Below are 19,456 nucleotides of genomic sequence, written 5' to 3'. Positions count from 1 at the left end.
TATTAAGTGTACTACTTCATGTAATACACTTAATACAATATAGGCAATGAATTTATTTGTCAACTGAAAATAATAGAAAAATATGGTATTAAAAATGTATAAATTGGAAAAAATAAGTTTGATATAGAATGGAGGGTTAGTCATGAAGCGAGTTTTTGGAATACTTGTTTGTTTCATGTTATTGCTTTCTGGTACTTCAGTTAGTTTCGCACAATCTGAGAAAACGAAGCAGGAAAAAACAGAAGAAACCACGCCGAAGTTAGCGGAACAAGCGTCGTCAGCGATCGTAATTGAGCAAGATACAGGTAAAGTTTTGTTTGATAAAAATCCGAATGAAAAGTTACCACCTGCTAGTATGACAAAGATTATGACAATGCTATTAATTATGGAACAAGTTGAAAAAGGAAAACTAAAACTAAACGATAAAGTTAGAGCGAGTGAACACGCAGCTTCAATGGGCGGATCACAAATTTTTCTAGAACCTGGGGAAGAGATGACTGTAAATGAAATGTTAAAGGGCATTGCAATTGCATCTGGAAATGATGCATCGGTTGCAGTAGCTGAGCATATCGCTGGTTCAGAAGAAGGTTTCGTAAATATGATGAACAAAAAAGCGAAAGATCTAGGATTGAAAAATACACATTTTCAAAATCCGACAGGTCTTCCAGCGAAAGATCATTACTCTACAGCGAATGATATGGCTATTATGGCGAAAGAGTTGATGAAGTATCCACTTATTCGAAAATACACAGGTAAATATGAAGACTATTTACGTGAAAATACGGATAAGAAGTTTTGGCTTGTTAATACGAATAAGCTAGTACGTTTTTATCCTGGAGTAGATGGAGTGAAAACAGGCTTTACGACAGAAGCGAAATATTGTTTAACGGCATCGGCTGAGAAAAATGGTATGCGTGTTATTTCAGTTGTAATGGGAGCACCTACATCAAAAGAGCGGAACAATCAAGTAACGAAGCTTCTTGATTATGCATTTGGACAATACATGACAAAGAAATTGTATACACGTGGTGAGAAAATTAAGACTGTACAAGTAGGAAAAGGTAAGGAAGAAAAAGTAGATTTAGTTGCGTCAGACAATGTGTCTCTTCTTATGAAGAAGAGCGAAAATATGGACAAAGTTAAACAAGAAGTGATTGCTGAAAAGAAAGTGAAGGCACCGATTAAAAAAGGTGATGCACTTGGCACACTTGTTATTAAAAGAGATAAAGATGTTTTATTAAAACAAACAATTGTAGCGAAAGAAGATGTTGAGGCAGCGAGCTGGTGGGAGTTATTTAAAAGAAGTTTTGGGATGTTTTCAACATCAAAATAGCGGCGAAAATTTTGATGTTTTTCTGTTCGTATTTACTGAAATAATTGCTGAAAGGTTTCACTTTATGACGAAATAGTTCTTCTTTTGTCAGTAGGAAGGATTCTGATTTTATATCACGAAAATCTTATGTTAATGAGTAAAGTTTGAGCATAAGGAGGAAATCGTGTGAGTCTTTCCATGCATTTAGAAGTAAAACGTGACGTCTTATGTGTGAGGCTAGAGGGCGAGTTAGATCATCATACTGCTGAAGAGTTGCGAACGAAAGTCACAGATATGATTGAGACACATGGTGTTCATCATATTATTTTGAGCCTAGAGAACTTAACATTTATGGATAGTTCTGGTTTAGGCGTTATATTAGGCCGATATAAACATGTAAAGGGATTAGGTGGAGAGATGGTTGTCTGTGCAATTTCACCGCCCGTTAAACGTTTATTTGAAATGTCAGGTCTATTCAAAATTGTTCGTTTAGAAGAAAGTGAAGCGCATGCGCTCGCGACGTTGGGGGTGGCGTAGATGAGAAATGAAATGAACCTTCAATTTTCAGCGTTAAGTCAGAATGAATCATTCGCTCGTGTTACGGTAGCTGCTTTTATTGCGCAATTAGACCCGACGATGGAAGAACTAACAGAGATTAAAACAGTTGTGTCAGAAGCGGTTACAAATGCAATTATTCATGGGTATGAAGGAAATGCAGAAGGTGTTGTTTATATTTCAGTGATTTTGGAAGAAGCGATGGTGAAACTCACGATTCGAGATGAAGGGATTGGTATCTTTAACTTAGATGAAGCAAGACAACCCCTTTTTACAACTAAACCTGAATTAGAGCGTTCCGGAATGGGATTTACTATCATGGAAAATTTTATGGATGAAGTAGAAGTTATTTCAAACGAATCTTTCGGGACAACAATCCATTTGACAAAATACTTATCAAATAGTAACGCTCTATGCAATTAAGGAGAATAGCCAATGGACATAGAGGTCAGAAATGAGAAGAAGAAACCTCAGTTAAAGGACCACGAGCTAAAAGCGTTAATTCAAAAAAGTCAAGATGGAGATCAACAAGCGAGAGATACAATCGTTCAAAGTAATATGCGTCTCGTATGGTCGGTTGTACAGCGATTTCTTAATCGAGGATACGAACCAGACGATTTATTTCAAATTGGATGTATTGGGCTCTTAAAATCGGTAGATAAATTTGATTTATCTTTCGACGTGAAATTTTCAACATATGCAGTTCCAATGATTATCGGTGAAATACAACGATTTTTACGTGACGATGGATCAGTGAAAGTAAGTAGATCTTTAAAAGAAACAGGAAACAAAGTCCGAAAGATGAGAGACGAGCTTTCGAAAGAATTTGGAAGGGCTCCAACGATTAATGAGGTAGCACAGGCTCTTGAACTAACGCCGGAAGAAGTTGTTCTGGCGCAAGAAGCGAGTCGTGCTCCTTCGTCGATACATGAAACTGTGTATGAAAACGATGGAGATCCAATTACTATTTTAGATCAAATTGCAGATCAATCGGAAACGAAATGGTTTGATAAAATTGCTTTAAAAGAAGCAATTAGAGAATTGGATGAACGAGAAAGGCTAATTGTGTATTTGCGCTATTATAAAGACCAAACCCAATCAGAAGTAGCGGAGCGCATAGGCATTTCGCAAGTACAAGTTTCAAGACTTGAAAAGAAAATATTAAAACAGATGAAAGATCGAATAGATGAATAGCTATCTATTCGATTTTTTTTGTTGTAACGTATGGTTGGTCGATAGCGGCAGCATTCCTTCTAGTTGCACTAGTCATTAGTCTGAAGAAATGGAATGCACAAATACATTCAGACTCTGTCCAGCTTGAAAAAGAATGGAAGGACCGAGGTGTTTCATGATGAGTGGATCAGCGATTATGATGATGGTTATAGGTATGGTAGTCATTTGGGGAGGACTTGCATTAAGTATTGCAAATTTATTTAAGAAAAAGGCATAAGCTAAAAACATCTGTACCGAAATGGTACAGATGTTTTTTCAGGCTGTGGAGAAAGCCTTCTCCACAGCCTATTTTTGTGTCTGAACCTCTTTTTATGTGTCAACACTGATAAAAAAGAGGAAAAGGAGAGATTTCTTATGATGGGTGCTTTAAAAAATCATCGCGACGAGCGTGTATCTGTTTCTGTAGAAGAATTGGTTCCACAAGATCATTTCCTTCGTGCGATTGAAGCGACAATTAGTTTTGATTTTATTGAGGAGAAGTTACGCCCTTATTATTGTGAAAACAATGGCCGTCCGTCAATCCATCCTATCGTTTTATTTAAGATGATGTTTATTGGATATTTTTATGGTATTCGTTCTGAGCGTCAATTGGAAAAGGAGATTAAAACGAACATTGCCTACCGTTGGTTTTTAGGGTTCTCTCTATCAGATACAATTCCAGATCATTCTACAATCAGTTGGAATCGCCGTACTCGTTTCGTTCATACAAATATTTTCGAAGAAATTTTTGATGAGATTGTGAGACAAGCGACGGAGCGCCGTATGGTAGGAGGACGTGCGTTGATGACAGATTCCACACACATTAAGGCCAATGCCAATAAAAATAAATTTGTACATAAATATAAAAAAGAAAAGGCAAAGTTCTATATAGATGAACTAGAAGCTGCGGTAATCGAAGATCGTGAGGCGCACGGAAAAAAGAATTAAAACCTAGAAAGGAAAGTGATACCCCTACTAAAAAAACTCGGATAAGTACAACGGATCCAGATAGTGGATTTTTAATGAGAGATGGAAAACCGAACGGTTTTCATTTTTTAGATCATCGTACGACTGATGCGAAGTACAATATTATTACAGATACCTATATAACGGCTGGAAATATGGCAGATTCCGAGCCGTATTTAGCACGTCTACAAGCTCAAGTTGATAAATTCGGATTTGAAGTGGAAGCTGTAGCTCTTGATGCAGGCTATTTTACAGGATATATCTGTAAGAAGTTATCAGAAAGAAATATATTTATGGTGATGGGGTATCGCCGATTTGGAAAGAGAAATAAAGAAGTACCGAAAAGCCAATTTAAATATGCAGAAGAAATGAATGCATTTGCTTGTCCGATGGGATGTATTTTAGAATATGCGACAACGGATCGCGAAGGATATCGTCAATATAAATCGAATCCAGAAGACTGCGCTGTTTGTCCGCTACGTGAGGTATGCTTTTCAAAGAAACAAAAACAAAAAGTTATCACCCATCATATATGGGAGAAATATAAAGATATCGCTAGAAAAAACAAACTAACAGCTACAGGGAAAAAGTTGTATAAAGTACGATGTTCAACTATAGAGCGAAGCTTTGCGGATGCAAAAGAACTACATGGCTATCGATATGCTCGGTTTCGAGGGCTGAAATCTGTCCAAATGCAGGCTTACCTCACCGCCGCTTGTCAAAACATGAAAAAAATAGCCCTCCATCTAACCAAAAAGGGGTTGGTGGAGGGCTATTTTTCTAAATTCTACTATTTTTTGTTGTTTTCTTTCGCTAAAATCAAAAAAGATTCCAGAGTGTTGGGAACCCTAAAGGGTTTCCCAACACTCTGTAAAAACATCTGTACCGAAATGGTACAGATGTTTTTTTTATGAAAAAATTGTATTAGAAAAAATTCCAATAACCATACTACAACTACGAGGAAGAGTGAAGGGGTGAATGAAAATTGGAACAAACGATTTATATTAAAATGCGCAATCGCTTAAAAGTGTCTCCTACGTATGAAGTAAAGCTGAGCGATGTTGCTCAACTTGCCGGAGATTCTTTTGTAGTTGAGTTGTTACAAAATGAAATAGTCTACAAAATAACAGCGCATGATAAAACACATGTTGTAATTGATGTTATGAAAGTGATTGAGATTATTCAACAAAAAGCGGCTCACATACAAATTAATTTACTTGGTTCTGGACAAACTCTTGTTGAAATTATATACGAAAAAAAGAAAGTGCATCCGGTTTTCTTCGGACTTGTATGGTTGTTACTTTTCATTGGAGCGGCCCTTGCAATAATTTATTTCCATGAGGATGTAAGTATGCAACAAGTACACCAACGGTTATATTACATGATTACTGGAGAATTTAAGGCGCAACCACTTTTATTTCAAATTCCTTATTCATTAGGTCTTGGATTAGGTATGGTCTTATTTTTTAATCATGTATTTCAAAAGAGAATTAATGAAGAGCCGAGCCCGTTAGAAGTTGAGATGTTTCAATATCAGCAGTCGCTTGATCAATATGTAATTGTTCATGAAAACAAGGATAATATGAAACAGATTGCTGATGATTGAGTGTGCATTTGTTGTATTAATTGGCTTAGCTGGAGGGATTGCAGTAGGTAGCGGATATGTCGCGTTTTTAGCTGTACTTGGTATAATCCCTCGTTTAGCTCAATTAACGAGAAGTGGAAAGCATATTCAATACTTTGAGTGGGCGGTCATTGCAGGTACTTTAACAGGGGCTTGGTGTAGTTTGAAAAATATTACATTTCAAACGTCACAATATTGGCTTGTTATATTAGGGATATTTTGTGGCACATTCATTGGAATGCTCGCTGCGGCGTTAACGGAAGTGTTAAACGTTTTACCTATTTTAGCGAAACGAGTAAGGGTAGAGGAGAAAATTATTGTTTTACTCGTGGCTCTTGTACTTGGGAAAGTAATAGGCTCGTTGTTTCACTGGATTTATTTCGTAAAGTAGGAGGCAATATATATGGCAGGGCGAAAATTGAAGGACGATTACATAAATAAAGTGAAGGAGTACCATCCAAAACCGAACTATTTCATAAATTGTGTGAAGGCATTTCTTGTTGGTGGACTCATTTGTACGGTGGGAGAAGTGTTGATGAAATTTTATATACATTACTTTCACTTTAGTGAGAAAGAGGCAGGAAACCCTACAGTTGCAACTCTTGTTTTACTATCAGCGATTTTAACAGGGTGTGGTGTATATGATAAAATCGGGCAGTTTTCTGGAGCGGGATCAGCAGTGCCAGTTACTGGATTTGCGAATTCTATGGCGAGTGCCGCACTAGAGCATAGGAGTGAAGGGATTGTTCTAGGAATCGCTACTAACATGTTTAAGCTTGCAGGAAGTGTCATTGTATTTGGAGTCGTCGGTGCATACATTATCGGGTTAATAAGATATACATTTCAAATTTTAATGTCTTAAAGGAGGGGTGGGTATGAGATTGACAGGAAAACAAACGTGGGTATTTCAAAATGATATCTTCGTGAATGCAACTGGTACTGCTGTCGGTCCGAAAGAAGCTGAAGGCCCTCTTGGAAAGGATTTTGATATTTCATATTCTGACTTACATTGCGGAGAGGAAAACTGGGAACTTGCTGAACGAAGGTTAATGTCAGACTCAATTCAACAAGCGATGCAAAAAGGGAATATAAAAAAATCGCAAATTGATTTCTTTTTAGCGGGAGATTTATTAAACCAAACAGTGACAGCAAATTATGTTGCTCGTGAGTATGGTATTCCTTTTTTAGGGATGTTCAGCGCTTGTGCGACGTCAATGGAAACTTTGGCGATTGGATCAGCTTTTATAGATGGTGGATTTGCGAATCGTATTTTAGCTACAGTAAGTAGTCATAATGCGACGGCGGAAAGACAATTTCGTTCCCCAACAGAATACGGAGGACAAAAGCCAGGGACAGCAAACTCAACTGTTACCGGAGCAGGGTCAATATTAATTAGCAATGAGGAGAGTGCAATTAAAATAACAGCAGCAACAATTGGTAAAGTACAAGATTTAGGAATTGCTAATCCTTTAGATATGGGATCAGCGATGGCACCAGCTGCTGCTCATACAATTCAACAACATTTTGAAGATTTGAGAAGAAGTGCAGCTGATTATGATCTTATTGTTACTGGTGATTTATCGGCTGTTGGGACACCAATTGCGAAACAACTTTTACTTGAGGAAGGGTATGATTTGGGGAATGTATACAATGATTGTGGATTAATGATTTACAATTCAAATCAAGAAGAAGTGTTTGCAGGGGGCAGTGGTTGTGCTTGTTCAGCTGTTGTAACATACGGCCATTTATTGCGTGAAATGCAAAAAGGGAATTTACAAAGAATTTTTGTCGTTGCAACTGGAGCTCTATTAAGCCCCATGATGATACAACAGAAGGAAACGATTCCAACGATTGCGCATGGTGTTGTGTTTGAAAGCGTTAAAGGAGAGTGAATTGTGGATTTTATATATGCATTTCTTGTAGGAGGAGCTATTTGTGTAATTGGACAAGTGTTGCTAGATTTCGCAAAGTTAACACCGGCACATTTAATGGCAACTTTTGTAGTCGCCGGAGCTATTTTAGACGGATTCGGATTGTACGATAAGCTTATAAAATTTGCAGGTGCTGGGGCAACAGTCCCAATTACAAGTTTTGGACACTCACTATTGCACGGGGCAATGCATGCGGCAGAAAAACATGGATATTTAGGAATTGGAATCGGTATGTTTAGCTTAACGTCTGCGGGGATTTCAGCAGCGATATTATTTTCATTTTTTGTTGCACTTATATGTAAACCGAAAGGATAAATCAAATGAGACGAAGGGTTGTTTTGGTCACAGATGGAGATGAATATGCAAAGCGGACAATTGAGCTGTTAACAAAGGAATTTGGGGGGAGGTGTATTTCAGCATCGCAAAGTAATCCGACCAAATTGACAGGGAAGAAAGTTGTTGAGCTTATTATGCAAACGCCATATGACCCTGTATTTGTCATGTTTGATGACAGCGGATTTATAGGAGAAGGATCTGGTGAAAAGGCGTTAAAGTATGTCGCAACACATAAACAAGTTGATGTACTCGGTATTTTAGCAGTAGCATCTAATACACATCATTGGGAATGGGCGCGTGTAGATGTAAATGTAGATCGGAATGGGAATTTGACAGAATATGGCGTTGATAAATTTGGACTCCCAGATGGTGAAATCGGCAGGATTAGTGGGGATACGATTTATTGTTTAGATGGTCTGAATGTTCCTGTCATAGTGGGGGTCGGTGATATTGGCAAGATGTGCGGAAATGATGAATGGGAGAGAGGATCACCTATTACTAGAAAAGCGATTCAATTAATTTTGGAAAGGAGTGGCTTTTATGACGAAGCCTAAAAAAGTGAATATCCCGATTTCATCTTTTTTAAGTGATAATGAAAATTATTTAAAGCAAACAGTTGGACTTGGTGTTACATACGATGTTGGTATTCGTAAATTTAAAATTTTAAATAAAGAAATTGGTGTGTTATTTGTAAATGGACTTTGTGATACGAATTATATTATCCCTATTTTAGAAGAAGCGGTGGATACAAATGAAATAAGGGATGTAGAAGAAGATACAGTAAAGCTTTTAGAGAATCGTTTAATTCATCAACAAGTAAGTAAAGTAAAAACGATGGATGATGTAATGCTCCAAGTATTATCAGGACTCATTGTTATATTTGTGGAAGGTGAAACTGAAGCGTTCGCAATAGATGTTCGTAGTTATCCGGGCCGGACACCGACAGAACCAGATACAGAAAAGGTAGTGCGTGGTGCAAGGGATGGCTTTGTTGAAAATATCGTTGTAAATACAGCGTTAATTCGTAGAAGAATACGTGATCCACGTCTTCGAAATGAAATGATTCGAGTAGGGGATAGATCGCAAACGGATATTTGTATTACATATGTACAAGATGTTGCAAATCCGGATTTAGTGAAGATTATAAAACAAGAATTAAATAATATTGAAGTAGATGGGATTACGATGGCGGATAAAACGGTAGAAGAATTTGTAGTGAAACAAGGTTATAATCCATTCCCGCTTATCCGATACACAGAGAGACCAGATGTAGCAGCAAATCATCTGTTAGAAGGACATGTGTTAGTACTCGTTGATACATCACCAAGTGCTATGATCACTCCAACAACATATTTTCACCATTTACAGCATGCAGAAGAGTTTAGACAAAATCCAGCTGTAGGTACATTTTTACGTTGGGTACGTTTTTTAGGTGTTATATTTTCGCTATTCTTACTGCCATTTTGGCTAGTATTTGTTTTTGATCCGACTCTTTTACCGGAAAGTCTTGCTTTCATTGGACCAAATAAGATGACGCATTTACCGATTTTATTACAAATTTTGATGGCGGAAGTCGGACTCGAATTTTTAAGAATGGCTGCCATTCATACACCGACATCATTGTCGTCGGCAGCAGGATTAATTTCTGCCATATTAATTGGTCAAATTGCAATTGATGTAGGTTTGTTTGTACCAGAAGTTATTTTGTACGTAGCAGTTTCTATGATTGGAGCATACGCTACGCCAAGTTATGAGTTAGGGCTTGGGAATAAGATTGGAAAATTGTTTGTCATTATTTTAACAGGCATATTTCATGAAATGGGATTTGTCATTGGAATGACGATATTGATTCTATTTTTAACATCTATAAAAAGCTTGCAAACACCGTATTTATGGCCGTTTTTACCGTTTGATTGGGGCGCGTTAACGAAAATTTTACTTCGTCCAACTATGTCTAGTTTAAAGGTTCGTCCAAGTATTGTAAGACCTCAAAATGTGCGAAGACAAAAATAAGCGGGATTATGCTCCGCTTATTTTTTATTGAAAATTTATTGTTTTTTTAACAAAAATCAAACATTTTTTTTGTACAATTAGAGTAGATATTGTGTATGGAAGGGGAAGAGGACATGATTAAACTATTTGTAAGTGATTTAGATGATACACTCGTTTACAATATGAATGATATGCAAAAAGAAGATGAACGAGCGCTTTGTTGGCTAGCTGAAAACGGGACAAATATTTGTTTTGCCTCTGGCCGTTTTACTCACCGAATTGATGAGGCGGTAAAAAGGTTTTCGTTCCCGTATTACACAACTAGTTTAAATGGAGCGACAATGATACTACCGGATGGAAAAGTATTTCATGAATCGAGTTTTGAAGATGGGGTTGCCCAGGAAATATATCGATATATACATAAAAAGGGACTAGCAGATATTGTTTGTGCAAATGAGCAGCGATATACAAAAAGGAAGAATGAACATCACCATACTTTTGAAGAGTATATGGGAGTGCATATTGCGGAAATCGAAGAGTTAGAAGAGGAATTTGGGAAGACTGTACATCCTGCGAAATTATTTGTTTTTGGCGAAGAAGAAAAAATTGTAGCATTAGATCAAGAGTTGAGAGATACATTTCATAGCGAAGCGGAAGTCTTTATATCGGGTAAGCGATATGTTGACATTATGCCAAGGGGTGTAAGTAAAGGAAGCGCTCTGAAGCGATTAATGGAAAATTTACAAATTGAAGCAAATGAAGTTGCATGTATTGGAGATTCTTTCAATGATATTTCTATGTTTGAAGTAACCCCGCACTCCTTCACCCTCCATCATGCTCATCCGTATGTGAAGGAGAAAGCAAATCATGTTGTCCGTTCGGTTGAAGAAGCTATTATGAAATTACCGTTACTTGTATAAAAAAGAAGCTCGTCATTGGCGAGCTTCTTTTTTACTTGAATAAAGATTTAACGAAATCAATGATACTAGAGAAGAAATCTTTTACTTTATCTAGGAAACTTTGCCCTTCATCAGATCCTAAGAAGGCAGACACATGGTCTTTTGCTTTTTCTAATTGGCTACCAACTTGGTTCCAATCGATATTAAGATTTTTCATTTTATCAAATAACGATACTAAGTTATCCAACTGTTCATCTGTTAATGTAATGCCAAGTTGATCAGCAATTTTTTTAATTAATGAACGTAAATCTTCAGTGGTTTTGGGCTGTTCTTTTGCAATTTCTTCTTTAATTTTTGCAACAAGTTGAACTGCTTTTTCTTCGCCGATTTTATCACCAAGCTGGGCTGTTTGTACCATTTCTTCATTGGCTACTTTTTTTACTTCTTCAGGAATGGCTTTGTTTGATGTTGTTTCATAGGCCTTCATTAAACCTGTTAAAGCAGCAGTTCCTGAAACTTTAAATGGTGCAGTAATTTGAATCTCTGCATCTTTCACACCTGCTGTAATAAGTGCATTTGTGTACATTGCATCTGTTATCGAATTAATGTTTTTTGAGCGTACAATGAGACCTGACCCTGGTTTTGTGTATGTAATCATAGAAGAGGAAATTGCTCTCGTACCAATTTGCGCTTTTGGAACAATTCCTTCTAGAAATTTATGTTCTTCCGCATTAGACACAGTGATGATTGTAGCATCTTTTGGTGCTTTCATTTCTTTTAACAGCTCTTGTTTTTGTTGTTCAGATAAGTTTTCTCCTAGTGTAACAATTGATTCTCCCTCAATGATGTCTGCAAATGAAGCTGTTGGCATAATAAATACGGCTACAGCTAATAGCAGAGCTAGTAATTTCGTTTTCACGAAAAATCGCTCCCTTTCTCTTTCTTAAATTTTCGGGCAACACAGTTATTATAGTATATTTTTCTTATTTGTCACCTAGCTTCTTCCACATTTCAAAAAAGAAGTATGCAGATTGTCGGATTCTTTTTGTTTCTCGTCATGAATATGGTAATATAGTGCTGAGATAGTTGAAAGGAGACATATACATATGAAAACTTTAGGATACATATTAATGGAAAATGGCGAAAAAATCGATTTAGAATTTTTCCCAGAAGAGGCACCAAAAACAGTAGAAAACTTTAAAAAATTAGCAGAGCAAGGATTTTATGATGGTGTGACATTCCACCGCGTTATTCCTGGCTTCGTAAGCCAAGGTGGAGACCCAACAGGCACAGGTGCAGGTGGCCCAGGTTACTCTATCCCATGTGAAACTGATGGAAATCCTCATAGACATCTTGTTGGATCACTTTCTATGGCACATGCTGGTCGTAATACAGGTGGTAGCCAATTTTTTGTTGTTCATGAGCCACAACCGCATTTAGATGGCGTACATACTGTATTCGGTAAAGCAACAAGCGGTATTGAAACGGTATTAAACATGCGTCAAGGCGATGCAATGAAAGAAGTTAAAGTTTGGGAAGAATAAGTTACGAGAAAAAGAGAGCGATTTTGCTCTCTTTTTTTATTTCCTATAAACAGGGATTGGTATATATTTTAAAGTATATGACACAAATAGGACGGCTACTAACGTTAAATTATATTGTTCATGAGAACAAACTTTTAACAAAATACATAGGATGGAGTACGAATTATATGCTTCAATAAATGTATTTCTCTTAACATATTGCTTTTAGTAGAACTACTTTGTTCAAAAGTGGTTAATAAGTGAAATGTGATGAGAAAGGGATTTTTCTTTTAGTTCCTATATAGTATTGTCTCTTTTTTGAGCGGTGTAATAGAAAGAAATAGCGTGGAAACATATATTTGACTTTCTTCTTAACGCTTTGTATGATTATCAAGTTGTTTCAGCCCCTTCTCACTCTGGTAAAAATATTGTAGAATGAATGTGATATGAAAAGAGTGATTGAGGGGATAAATAGTTTGTAACTTTTGTAAGAAGGGATAAGGGTTATGTTAATTCGTTTTAAAAAAAGTTATGAAAAAATTGCAATGGGGCTTCTTTCATTTATGCCAACTGAAAAAGATGTGAAAACATTACAATTGACAATGAAAGAGTATGAGGCGAAAGAGGATTGGCAATTGTATTTGTGGAAACAAAATGAAGATTTTGTTGGGATAATGGGGATTATAAAAAAAGAAGATCAGGTATTGGAAATTCAGCATTTGAGCGTGAATCCGTCTCACCGTCATATGGGGATTGGGACGAAGATGGTTCAAGAGCTTAAGAGTAAATTTCTTGAGTTTACAATTTGCGGAAATGAGCAAACAGCAAGTTTTTGCAAAAAGTGTAAAGAGCTTGAACAAAATATACATTCATGAAAGCAGGGATAAGTAGTTTATTATCTCTGCTTTCTTTTTTGTAGTTGTTCGTGTCGTTCAGAAATGACTTCTGTTCGATCACGCAATGTGTGCTTATTTATGATGTATTCACCAGGAATGACGTTCGCATCTTTCCAAGAGAGGTTTTGTTTCTTACATAACTGTATGCATTGTTTTTCTAACGATACGTCTAATAATGGTAAAAATAACGGGGCGAAATTTTCCTTTTTGTGGATAGATTGTAATCTTTCATTTAATAAGAATGTAAGTTGTTTATGATCTATTCCGAATTGATGTAATTGCGCGCTGCTCTTTTCTAAAATTGTTATTGCGCTTTTTATCATCTTCTCTGCACCATTCCAATTGGATCGTCTATGATGGTATGAGGAAACAGCAATTTGAATGAGGCCGACTAAGTAATTGTCACGTTCTCCTCTAGGTTTTAATTTCCAATATTCTTCTAATATTTCATGACATTCAAAATAATCATAGTCTCCGTGAAAATGAATTAAAAATTGTACGTACTCGGTAGGATACATTTTATTCGCTCCTGTCTAACGGTTATATGTACAGTTTATCATAGAAATATTAACAATAAGCGACTAGGGAAATATCCCTAGTCGCTTTATTGCGTCCTATTAGCAGAAGCAAGCTGCTCCTACAATGATTAGTAAAATGAACAGTACAACAAGTAATGCGAACCCACCGCTAAAACCGCAATCAACGTGACCCATAGTTTTTTGACCTCCTACATTGTTCTTACTACATTGTTATCATATGAAGCGGTGGGCATTATGACATGGGCATAGGTCTATTTTTAATTAAATTTCTTAAAAAGGTTGGATAGAACATGAGTATGCTCTATACTTATGGTGTTATAGAAAAAATGTGGTGGGATGCTTTGTGCAGTATAATTTTAAAGTAGAGGCTTTTGAAGGGCCTTTAGATCTATTGTTACACTTAATAAATCGTTACGAAATTGATATATATAATATTCCTGTAGCGAAAATTACAGAGCAATATCTATCTTATGTCCATACGATGAAAGAATTACAATTAGATGTTGCCAGTGAGTATTTAGTAATGGCTGCAACGTTATTACAAATTAAAAGTAAAATGTTGTTACCGAAACAAGAAGAAGATGTACCTGATAACGGTGAAGACTTTATAGATGATCCTCGTCAAGAATTGATGGAGAGGTTAATTGAATATAAGAAATATAAGCAAGTTGCTACTGAGTTAAAAGAAAGAGAACAAGAAAGAGCACAGCTATATACACGTCCGCCAATTGATTTTACATCATTTCAACAAGAAGAGGAGACAAGCTTACCTCTTGATGTTACGTTATATGATATGTTAGCGGCATTTCAAAAGCTAATGCGTCGTAAAAAAGCAAAAACCCCCGTAACAACGCGAATTACTCGCCAAGAAATACCAATTGCACAGCGAATGACTGATATTCTACAACAGTTAGAAGTAAGAGGCGGTCGCCAAAGCTTTTATGATTTGTTTGCTGATGAAGAACGTGAAATAATGGTTGTAACATTTTTAGCGGTTCTTGAGCTAATGAAAAATCAACAAATCATAATTGAGCAGGAACATAATTTTGATGAAATTTTCGTATCAAGCTCTAATAAATCCGTATAGAGTTGATGTGAAGATGGGATAGAAATATTTTATCTCATGTTAGGTTTTAATGTATCGTTTGGAACGAGAGAAGAAATATTGAACCGAACGCATTTACTGTGATTCGGTTTTTTTATGTGTGTTTTTTATGGGAAATAGGAGGAAGGAGTTCGTAAAATGGATAGAAAAGAACAAAAATCGATTATTGAAGGGCTTTTATTTGTTGCAGGTGACGAAGGGATTTATCCGGAACAGATAGCTAAAGTTCTGGAAGTTGAAGTGGAAGAAGTAATAAACAGTATAGAGGAAATGCAAAAAGAATGCGAAGGATCGAATCGCGGTTTGCAAATTGTACAATATGCAAAAGTGTATCGTTTTGCAACAAAGAAAGAACATGCTTCGTACTATCAAAAATTAATAGATACTCCAACCGCGGCTTCACTTTCTCAAGCAGCTCTTGAAACGTTGGCAATCGTTGCGTACCGTCAACCGATTACAAGAACAGAAATGGAAGAGATTCGAGGTGTGAAAACGGACAAGGCATTACAAACGTTAGTTTCACACTTACTTATAAAAGAAACGGGAAGAGCGGAAGGACCAGGGCGCCCTATTTTATACGGAACGACGAAAGAATTTTTAGATACGTTTGGATTGAAAACATTAGATGATTTACCACCTCTTTCGGAAGAAAATGAACAAATGAATGAAGCAGATTTATTCTTTGGTTCTTTACAGGAATTATCAAAATAAAAGCTTAGCATTTTGCTAAGCTTTTTTTGTATATCAATTACAGAGCGTGCCATACTAAATGAAAAAAGGAGACGAGTTATGAAAGGTGTACGGAGTATTCTATTGTTGGTTTCTGTTTTATTATGTTTTTCGTTAAACAGCGCATCGGCTAAAAGATATATGATGTCTATTCATACTGCGTCTTCTATACATATGCAGCGGCAACATTTTGGTAAAATGAAAGTGAGTTTTTTAAAAGTTGGACAAGGTGATGCGACACTTATTACATTGCCAAATGGTCAAACGATGTTAATAGATGGGGGTCCTTATGAAGCGGGAGAGGTCATTATTCAAAAACTAATTGAAAAAAGAATTAATCATTTAGATGTGATTGTAAGTACTCATCCTGATATGGACCATATAGGAGGACTTATTCCAATTGTAGAGCAAATGCCAGTTTCCCTCGTATTAGATAGCGGGAAAACATATAGTTCATTTACTTATCATACGTATCGAAATAACATTAAAAAAAGGGGCATTCCTTTCATTTCAGTGAAGGAAGGACAATACATACCGCTAGATCCACATGTTTCTATACAAGTATTGAACAATGGGAAATCGAAAGACGAGAATAACGAGTCTTCAATTGTATTAAAGATTCGATATGGTAAAGCGGACTTTTTATTAATGGGTGATGCTGATATACGGACAGAAAATGAAATATTAAAGCAATTTGATGTACATGCAGATGTATTAAAAGTAGGGCATCATGGCTCGTATACTTCAACGAGTGAAACATTCTTAAAAAAAGTAGACCCACAATTCGCTATTCTTTCGTACGGGAGTAGAAATCCATATGGACATCCTCATCAAAGTGTTGTAAGACGATTAAAACAGCGTGGTATAATGATATACGGAACAAACAAGCGTACAGTAGAAATAGAAACAGACGGTGAACATATTACTATGGGGTCGAGTGGTCTTATGCCACTACTTAAGTGATTAATTATATAAGAGGGTATTTTCCATTTTGGAAAAAATGAATAACATATATTATAATGAAAAAGAAATAAATTTCCTTTTTTCTGCTGAATGAAGAGGAAATTTCATTAGAATGTATAGACAACTACTCGTGTGTATATTAAGATGGAATTAGGCGAATAAGGTAATAATAACAAGTAGGTATTTCATGGGAAAGGATCGATGAAAATGAAAACGCAAGTTGTCATCAATGCCAAAATTTATACAGGTAAAGAAGTAGTGGAAAACGGATTTATTCGTTACACAGAAACAATTAAAGAAATTGGTTTGATGGCTCAATATGTATCACAAGAAAATGAAACTGTGTTAGATGCGGCAGGAAAGATTGTGATTCCAGGTATGATTGATGTTCATATTCATGGTGGATACGATATTGATGCGATGGATGCAAATAGCGATGGATTAGTAACTCTTGGTAAAGAAATGTTAAAAGAAGGAGTTACAACTTACTTCCCAACAACAATGACACAAGCTCCAGAAGCGATTGAAGCGGCGCTAAGTGCTGCGAAGGAAGCGAAAGATAAGGGAGCACATTTCGAATATATTCACTTAGAAGGACCATATGTTTCAAAAAAACGTGCGGGTGCACAACCACTTGAACATATTGTTCCTGCGAGTATCGAGCAATTTAAACAATGGCAGGAAGCAAGTGGTAATCTAATTAAATTAGTAACATATGCACCGGAAGAAGAAGGTGCGTTAGAGTTTGAACAGTATCTTGCTGAAACAGGTGTTGTTGGCACAATGGGGCATACAGATGCAATTGATGCACAACTGAAAAATAGAAAAATTACACATGCAACACATTTATACAATCAAATGCGTGGATTACATCATCGTGAACCAGGAGTTGTTGGTCATGTGTTATTAAATCCAGATGTAATGGTTGAAGTAATTACAGATGGTATTCACATTCACCCTGATATGGTGAAATTAGCATATAAATTAAAAGGACCGAAAAAAGTAAGTGTCATTACAGATGCAATGCGTGCAAAAGGTCTTGAAGAAGGATTATATGAGCTTGGCGGACAGCCAGTACATGTAAAAGATGGCAGTGCCCGATTAGAAGATGGAACGTTAGCTGGTAGTATTTTAAAAATGGATCAAGCTTTCCGAAATGTAATTGAATTTACAGGATGTTCAATCGAGGAGGCAGTGTTAATGACATCAGTTAACCAAGCAGAAGAATTTGGATTAAATAATAAAGGCGCGTTAGCGGTAGGTAAAGATGCAGACTTTGTTGTTATGACTGAAGAATTACATGTATATGATACGGTTCGTTTAGGAATTCATATGAAGGAAGGGAAGTAATTAGATGAATATTCTAGTTGTAAAAACTCCAGAAGAATTAGCAGAAGCAGGTTATAAGTTAATTAAAGAGGTTGTAAAATCAAAAGAAAATCCAACTTTAGGAATGGCTACAGGAAGCTCTCCATTAGGTATTTATGCAGAAATGCGAAAAAATAAACTTGATACAAGTCATGCAACCACTGTAAACTTAGATGAGTACGTAAATTTACCACACGAAGATAAAAACAGCTATCACTATTTCATGCAAGAACAGTTGTTTGATCATCTTCCATTTAAACAAACTTATGTACCGAATGGGATGGCAAGTGATTTAGAGGAAGAGTGCAAGCGTTATGAAGGCATTCTAGTAGCTAACCCAGTTGACTTACAGATTCTTGGAATCGGTGAAAACGGTCACATCGGATTTAATGAGCCAGGAACACCATTTAATTCTCCAACTAACATTGTAGAATTAACAGAATCTACACGCCAAGCAAATCTTCGCTTCTTTGAAAATGAAGAAGATGTGCCGACTCATGCGATTACAATGGGAATTGGAAGTATTATGAAAGCGAAACAAATTCTACTTGTTGCTATGGGATCTAAAAAGGCAGAAGCTATTAAAGAATTATTGCAAGGTGAATATAGTGAGGCGTGTCCTGCTACAGTTTTACAACGTCATCCGAATGTAACCGTAATCGCAGATCCAGAAGCTCTATCTTTATGCAGTGAGGCGATTGCTGATGAACATCGACAAGTATTCACCATTTCCGATCTATTATCAGATTCAAGAGTGGGTGAAACAGCTAATTGAGGACGGCGAATGGAAGCCGGGAGATAAAATTCCATCTGAGAATGAACTTTGTGATAAGTTCGAAGTGAGTCGTATGACAATCAGACAGGCGATTAATAACTTAGTGGAACAAGGCTATTTATACCGGAAACGTGGGATTGGAACGTTCGTCCAACTTCCGAAAGTGGAGCAAAAGTTGCAAGGGATGACGGGATTCACAGAAGATATGATATCTCGTGGTATGAAACCGAGCAGTCAGTTATTAAGTTTCCGCCTAGTTCCAGCTACTGCTAAAATAGCAGACCGGCTGAGAATACAAGAGGGAGAATCGGTTTATGAAGTGAGGCGTACGCGCTTAGCTGATGACGAACCGATTGCATTTGAGACGACATATTTGTCGCCAACTCTTGTGAAAGATATTAACGAAGAAATATTGCAACAATCTTTATATGAACATTTAGAGAAAAAACTGGGCTTTAAGCTTGTTCGCGCTACTCAATCAATTGAAGCTTCAATTGCAACGGATAATGAAGCTGAACATCTGCATATTCCTAAAAAGGCGCCTGTACTTGTAATGCGTCAATGGTCATATTCAGAAGGTGAGTTACCGTTAGAGTATGTGAAATGTATTTATCGTGGGGATCGTTACAAGTTTATTACGAACATCGCACGTAACAAGTAATATATTTCAGTTTGTGAAGTACAGTGAACTTTGATGTTTTCAACATGTAAAGAAATAAAAATACGACTCA

At 36.6% G+C, this 19,456-nt stretch carries 25 protein-coding genes; 22 read left to right on the top strand and 3 right to left on the bottom strand.

Annotation, left to right across the window (positions count from 1 at the left end; translation table 11 throughout):
• Window positions 1-142: 142 nt before the first annotated feature.
• From dacF to JFU23_RS08240, 14 genes are all read left to right on the top strand, one after another.
• Window positions 143-1,333 (top strand): serine-type D-Ala-D-Ala carboxypeptidase DacF, encoded by a 1,191-nt coding sequence (gene dacF / locus JFU23_RS08305; RefSeq protein ID WP_201031728.1) that lies wholly within the window; start codon window positions 143-145, stop codon window positions 1,331-1,333.
• A gap of 165 nt (window positions 1,334-1,498) precedes the next feature.
• The gene (gene spoIIAA, locus JFU23_RS08300; RefSeq protein ID WP_002128957.1) at window positions 1,499-1,849 is read left to right on the top strand and encodes an anti-sigma F factor antagonist; all 351 of its coding nucleotides are present in this window, start codon (window positions 1,499-1,501) and stop codon (window positions 1,847-1,849) included.
• Window positions 1,850-2,290: an anti-sigma F factor gene (spoIIAB, locus tag JFU23_RS08295; protein WP_001243400.1), complete on the top strand. Its 441-nt coding sequence runs from the start codon at window positions 1,850-1,852 to the stop codon at window positions 2,288-2,290.
• A 12-nt stretch (window positions 2,291-2,302) separates the two neighbouring features.
• Window positions 2,303-3,061, top strand: coding sequence for an RNA polymerase sporulation sigma factor SigF (sigF, locus tag JFU23_RS08290; protein ID WP_002014922.1), 759 nt, complete (start codon window positions 2,303-2,305; stop codon window positions 3,059-3,061).
• 154 nt (window positions 3,062-3,215) lie between these two features.
• Window positions 3,216-3,317, top strand: coding sequence for a methionine/alanine import family NSS transporter small subunit (locus JFU23_RS08285; RefSeq protein WP_002094424.1), 102 nt, complete (start codon window positions 3,216-3,218; stop codon window positions 3,315-3,317).
• A gap of 137 nt (window positions 3,318-3,454) precedes the next feature.
• Window positions 3,455-4,959, top strand: a protein-coding gene (locus tag JFU23_RS08280) for an IS1182 family transposase (RefSeq protein WP_483862042.1) whose coding sequence is annotated in 2 segments (ribosomal slippage) — window positions 3,455-4,016 and window positions 4,016-4,959 — 1,506 coding nt in all. Because the reading frame shifts where the segments join, the coding sequence is not laid out codon by codon here.
• 71 nt (window positions 4,960-5,030) lie between these two features.
• Complete coding sequence (locus tag JFU23_RS08275; protein ID WP_002067040.1) at window positions 5,031-5,651, top strand: stage V sporulation protein AA; 621 nt, start codon at window positions 5,031-5,033, stop codon at window positions 5,649-5,651.
• Entirely contained in the window at window positions 5,644-6,060 is a 417-nt protein-coding gene (spoVAB, locus tag JFU23_RS08270; RefSeq protein ID WP_016092269.1) for a stage V sporulation protein SpoVAB, read from the top strand. The genes JFU23_RS08275 and spoVAB overlap by 8 nt, the downstream gene beginning before the upstream one ends.
• 12 nt (window positions 6,061-6,072) lie before the next feature.
• Window positions 6,073-6,531 (top strand): stage V sporulation protein AC, encoded by a 459-nt coding sequence (gene spoVAC, locus JFU23_RS08265; protein WP_002128953.1) that lies wholly within the window; start codon window positions 6,073-6,075, stop codon window positions 6,529-6,531.
• Between the two features lie 13 nt (window positions 6,532-6,544).
• A complete protein-coding gene (gene spoVAD, locus JFU23_RS08260; RefSeq protein ID WP_002165116.1) occupies window positions 6,545-7,561 on the top strand; it encodes a stage V sporulation protein AD in 1,017 nt (338 codons plus the stop codon).
• A 3-nt stretch (window positions 7,562-7,564) separates the two neighbouring features.
• Window positions 7,565-7,915, top strand: coding sequence for a stage V sporulation protein AE (gene spoVAE, locus JFU23_RS08255; protein WP_002014916.1), 351 nt, complete (start codon window positions 7,565-7,567; stop codon window positions 7,913-7,915).
• A 5-nt stretch (window positions 7,916-7,920) separates the two neighbouring features.
• Window positions 7,921-8,490, top strand: a complete 570-nt coding sequence (gene spoVAEA, locus JFU23_RS08250) for a stage V sporulation protein SpoVABEA (protein ID WP_201031727.1) — start codon at window positions 7,921-7,923, stop codon at window positions 8,488-8,490.
• On the top strand, window positions 8,477-9,949 hold the full coding sequence (spoVAF, locus tag JFU23_RS08245) for a spore germination protein SpoVAF (protein WP_002143032.1): 1,473 nt from the start codon (window positions 8,477-8,479) through the stop codon (window positions 9,947-9,949). The genes spoVAEA and spoVAF overlap by 14 nt, the downstream gene beginning before the upstream one ends.
• Before the next feature lie 95 nt (window positions 9,950-10,044).
• Window positions 10,045-10,848, top strand: a complete 804-nt coding sequence (locus tag JFU23_RS08240; protein ID WP_201031726.1) for a Cof-type HAD-IIB family hydrolase — start codon at window positions 10,045-10,047, stop codon at window positions 10,846-10,848.
• 31 nt (window positions 10,849-10,879) lie between these two features.
• Here the strand turns inward: JFU23_RS08240 and JFU23_RS08235 are convergent, their stop codons facing one another.
• Complete coding sequence (locus JFU23_RS08235) at window positions 10,880-11,746, bottom strand: DUF1002 domain-containing protein (RefSeq protein ID WP_002033908.1); 867 nt, start codon at window positions 11,744-11,746, stop codon at window positions 10,880-10,882.
• 187 nt (window positions 11,747-11,933) lie between these two features.
• On the opposite strand from JFU23_RS08235, the gene JFU23_RS08230 reads away from it, so the two are divergent.
• Window positions 11,934-12,371: a peptidylprolyl isomerase gene (locus tag JFU23_RS08230; protein WP_002190570.1), complete on the top strand. Its 438-nt coding sequence runs from the start codon at window positions 11,934-11,936 to the stop codon at window positions 12,369-12,371.
• Window positions 12,372-12,856: 485 nt separating this feature from the next.
• Window positions 12,857-13,225, top strand: a complete 369-nt coding sequence (gene ribT / locus JFU23_RS08225) for a GNAT family N-acetyltransferase RibT (protein ID WP_000908403.1) — start codon at window positions 12,857-12,859, stop codon at window positions 13,223-13,225.
• A 20-nt stretch (window positions 13,226-13,245) separates the two neighbouring features.
• On the opposite strand, the gene JFU23_RS08220 is transcribed toward ribT, so the two are convergent.
• Both JFU23_RS08220 and JFU23_RS08215 read right to left on the bottom strand, forming a co-directional pair.
• On the bottom strand, window positions 13,246-13,764 hold the full coding sequence (locus tag JFU23_RS08220) for a DUF309 domain-containing protein (RefSeq protein WP_063218952.1): 519 nt from the start codon (window positions 13,762-13,764) through the stop codon (window positions 13,246-13,248).
• Between the two features lie 99 nt (window positions 13,765-13,863).
• Window positions 13,864-13,959, bottom strand: a complete 96-nt coding sequence (locus JFU23_RS08215) for a YjcZ family sporulation protein (protein WP_000510194.1) — start codon at window positions 13,957-13,959, stop codon at window positions 13,864-13,866.
• Between the two features lie 169 nt (window positions 13,960-14,128).
• Between JFU23_RS08215 and JFU23_RS08210 the strand changes: the two genes are divergently transcribed.
• The 6 genes from JFU23_RS08210 to phnF all read left to right on the top strand — a co-directional run bounded on the left by JFU23_RS08210 (window position 14,129) and on the right by phnF (window position 19,386).
• On the top strand, window positions 14,129-14,872 hold the full coding sequence (locus tag JFU23_RS08210; RefSeq protein ID WP_002143025.1) for a segregation/condensation protein A: 744 nt from the start codon (window positions 14,129-14,131) through the stop codon (window positions 14,870-14,872).
• 156 nt (window positions 14,873-15,028) lie between these two features.
• Window positions 15,029-15,601 (top strand): SMC-Scp complex subunit ScpB, encoded by a 573-nt coding sequence (scpB, locus tag JFU23_RS08205; protein ID WP_002128944.1) that lies wholly within the window; start codon window positions 15,029-15,031, stop codon window positions 15,599-15,601.
• Window positions 15,602-15,679: 78 nt separating this feature from the next.
• On the top strand, window positions 15,680-16,582 hold the full coding sequence (locus tag JFU23_RS08200) for a ComEC/Rec2 family competence protein (protein WP_002190566.1): 903 nt from the start codon (window positions 15,680-15,682) through the stop codon (window positions 16,580-16,582).
• 207 nt (window positions 16,583-16,789) lie between these two features.
• On the top strand, window positions 16,790-17,932 hold the full coding sequence (gene nagA / locus JFU23_RS08195) for an N-acetylglucosamine-6-phosphate deacetylase (protein WP_002165119.1): 1,143 nt from the start codon (window positions 16,790-16,792) through the stop codon (window positions 17,930-17,932).
• Between the two features lie 4 nt (window positions 17,933-17,936).
• Window positions 17,937-18,725, top strand: a complete 789-nt coding sequence (nagB, locus tag JFU23_RS08190; RefSeq protein ID WP_002033913.1) for a glucosamine-6-phosphate deaminase — start codon at window positions 17,937-17,939, stop codon at window positions 18,723-18,725.
• Window positions 18,655-19,386, top strand: a complete 732-nt coding sequence (gene phnF / locus JFU23_RS08185; RefSeq protein WP_071746946.1) for a phosphonate metabolism transcriptional regulator PhnF — start codon at window positions 18,655-18,657, stop codon at window positions 19,384-19,386. The genes nagB and phnF overlap by 71 nt, the downstream gene beginning before the upstream one ends.
• The last annotated feature ends 70 nt before the right edge of the window (window positions 19,387-19,456 follow it).

This window comes from Bacillus sp. TH50 (assembly GCF_016650565.1).
In the GTDB taxonomy this organism is placed as follows: Bacteria; Bacillota; Bacilli; order Bacillales; family Bacillaceae_G; genus Bacillus_A; species Bacillus_A mycoides.
The sequence above is the reverse complement of the archived record's forward strand: the minus strand, read 5'-3'. Positions and strand labels throughout refer to the sequence as shown.

What these genes read in the sequence shown, in the direction of transcription:
- dacF (WP_201031728.1), top strand. Translation starts at nt 143, where the DNA reads ATGAAGCGAGTTTTTGGAATACTTGTTTGTTTCATGTTATTGCTTTCT.
- sigF (WP_002014922.1), top strand. Translation starts at nt 2,303, where the DNA reads ATGGACATAGAGGTCAGAAATGAGAAGAAGAAACCTCAGTTAAAGGAC.
- spoVAB (WP_016092269.1), top strand. Translation starts at nt 5,644, where the DNA reads ATGATTGAGTGTGCATTTGTTGTATTAATTGGCTTAGCTGGAGGGATT.
- spoVAD (WP_002165116.1), top strand. Translation starts at nt 6,545, where the DNA reads ATGAGATTGACAGGAAAACAAACGTGGGTATTTCAAAATGATATCTTC.
- nagA (WP_002165119.1), top strand. Translation starts at nt 16,790, where the DNA reads ATGAAAACGCAAGTTGTCATCAATGCCAAAATTTATACAGGTAAAGAA.
- scpB (WP_002128944.1), top strand. Translation starts at nt 15,029, where the DNA reads ATGGATAGAAAAGAACAAAAATCGATTATTGAAGGGCTTTTATTTGTT.
- spoVAC (WP_002128953.1), top strand. Translation starts at nt 6,073, where the DNA reads ATGGCAGGGCGAAAATTGAAGGACGATTACATAAATAAAGTGAAGGAG.
- JFU23_RS08220 (WP_063218952.1), bottom strand. Translation starts at nt 13,764, where the DNA reads ATGTATCCTACCGAGTACGTACAATTTTTAATTCATTTTCACGGAGAC.
- ribT (WP_000908403.1), top strand. Translation starts at nt 12,857, where the DNA reads ATGTTAATTCGTTTTAAAAAAAGTTATGAAAAAATTGCAATGGGGCTT.
- JFU23_RS08200 (WP_002190566.1), top strand. Translation starts at nt 15,680, where the DNA reads ATGAAAGGTGTACGGAGTATTCTATTGTTGGTTTCTGTTTTATTATGT.
- JFU23_RS08215 (WP_000510194.1), bottom strand. Translation starts at nt 13,959, where the DNA reads ATGGGTCACGTTGATTGCGGTTTTAGCGGTGGGTTCGCATTACTTGTT.
- JFU23_RS08230 (WP_002190570.1), top strand. Translation starts at nt 11,934, where the DNA reads ATGAAAACTTTAGGATACATATTAATGGAAAATGGCGAAAAAATCGAT.
- spoVAF (WP_002143032.1), top strand. Translation starts at nt 8,477, where the DNA reads ATGACGAAGCCTAAAAAAGTGAATATCCCGATTTCATCTTTTTTAAGT.
- spoIIAB (WP_001243400.1), top strand. Translation starts at nt 1,850, where the DNA reads ATGAGAAATGAAATGAACCTTCAATTTTCAGCGTTAAGTCAGAATGAA.
- JFU23_RS08285 (WP_002094424.1), top strand. Translation starts at nt 3,216, where the DNA reads ATGATGAGTGGATCAGCGATTATGATGATGGTTATAGGTATGGTAGTC.
- spoVAEA (WP_201031727.1), top strand. Translation starts at nt 7,921, where the DNA reads ATGAGACGAAGGGTTGTTTTGGTCACAGATGGAGATGAATATGCAAAG.
- nagB (WP_002033913.1), top strand. Translation starts at nt 17,937, where the DNA reads ATGAATATTCTAGTTGTAAAAACTCCAGAAGAATTAGCAGAAGCAGGT.
- phnF (WP_071746946.1), top strand. Translation starts at nt 18,655, where the DNA reads ATGAACATCGACAAGTATTCACCATTTCCGATCTATTATCAGATTCAA.
- JFU23_RS08240 (WP_201031726.1), top strand. Translation starts at nt 10,045, where the DNA reads ATGGAAGGGGAAGAGGACATGATTAAACTATTTGTAAGTGATTTAGAT.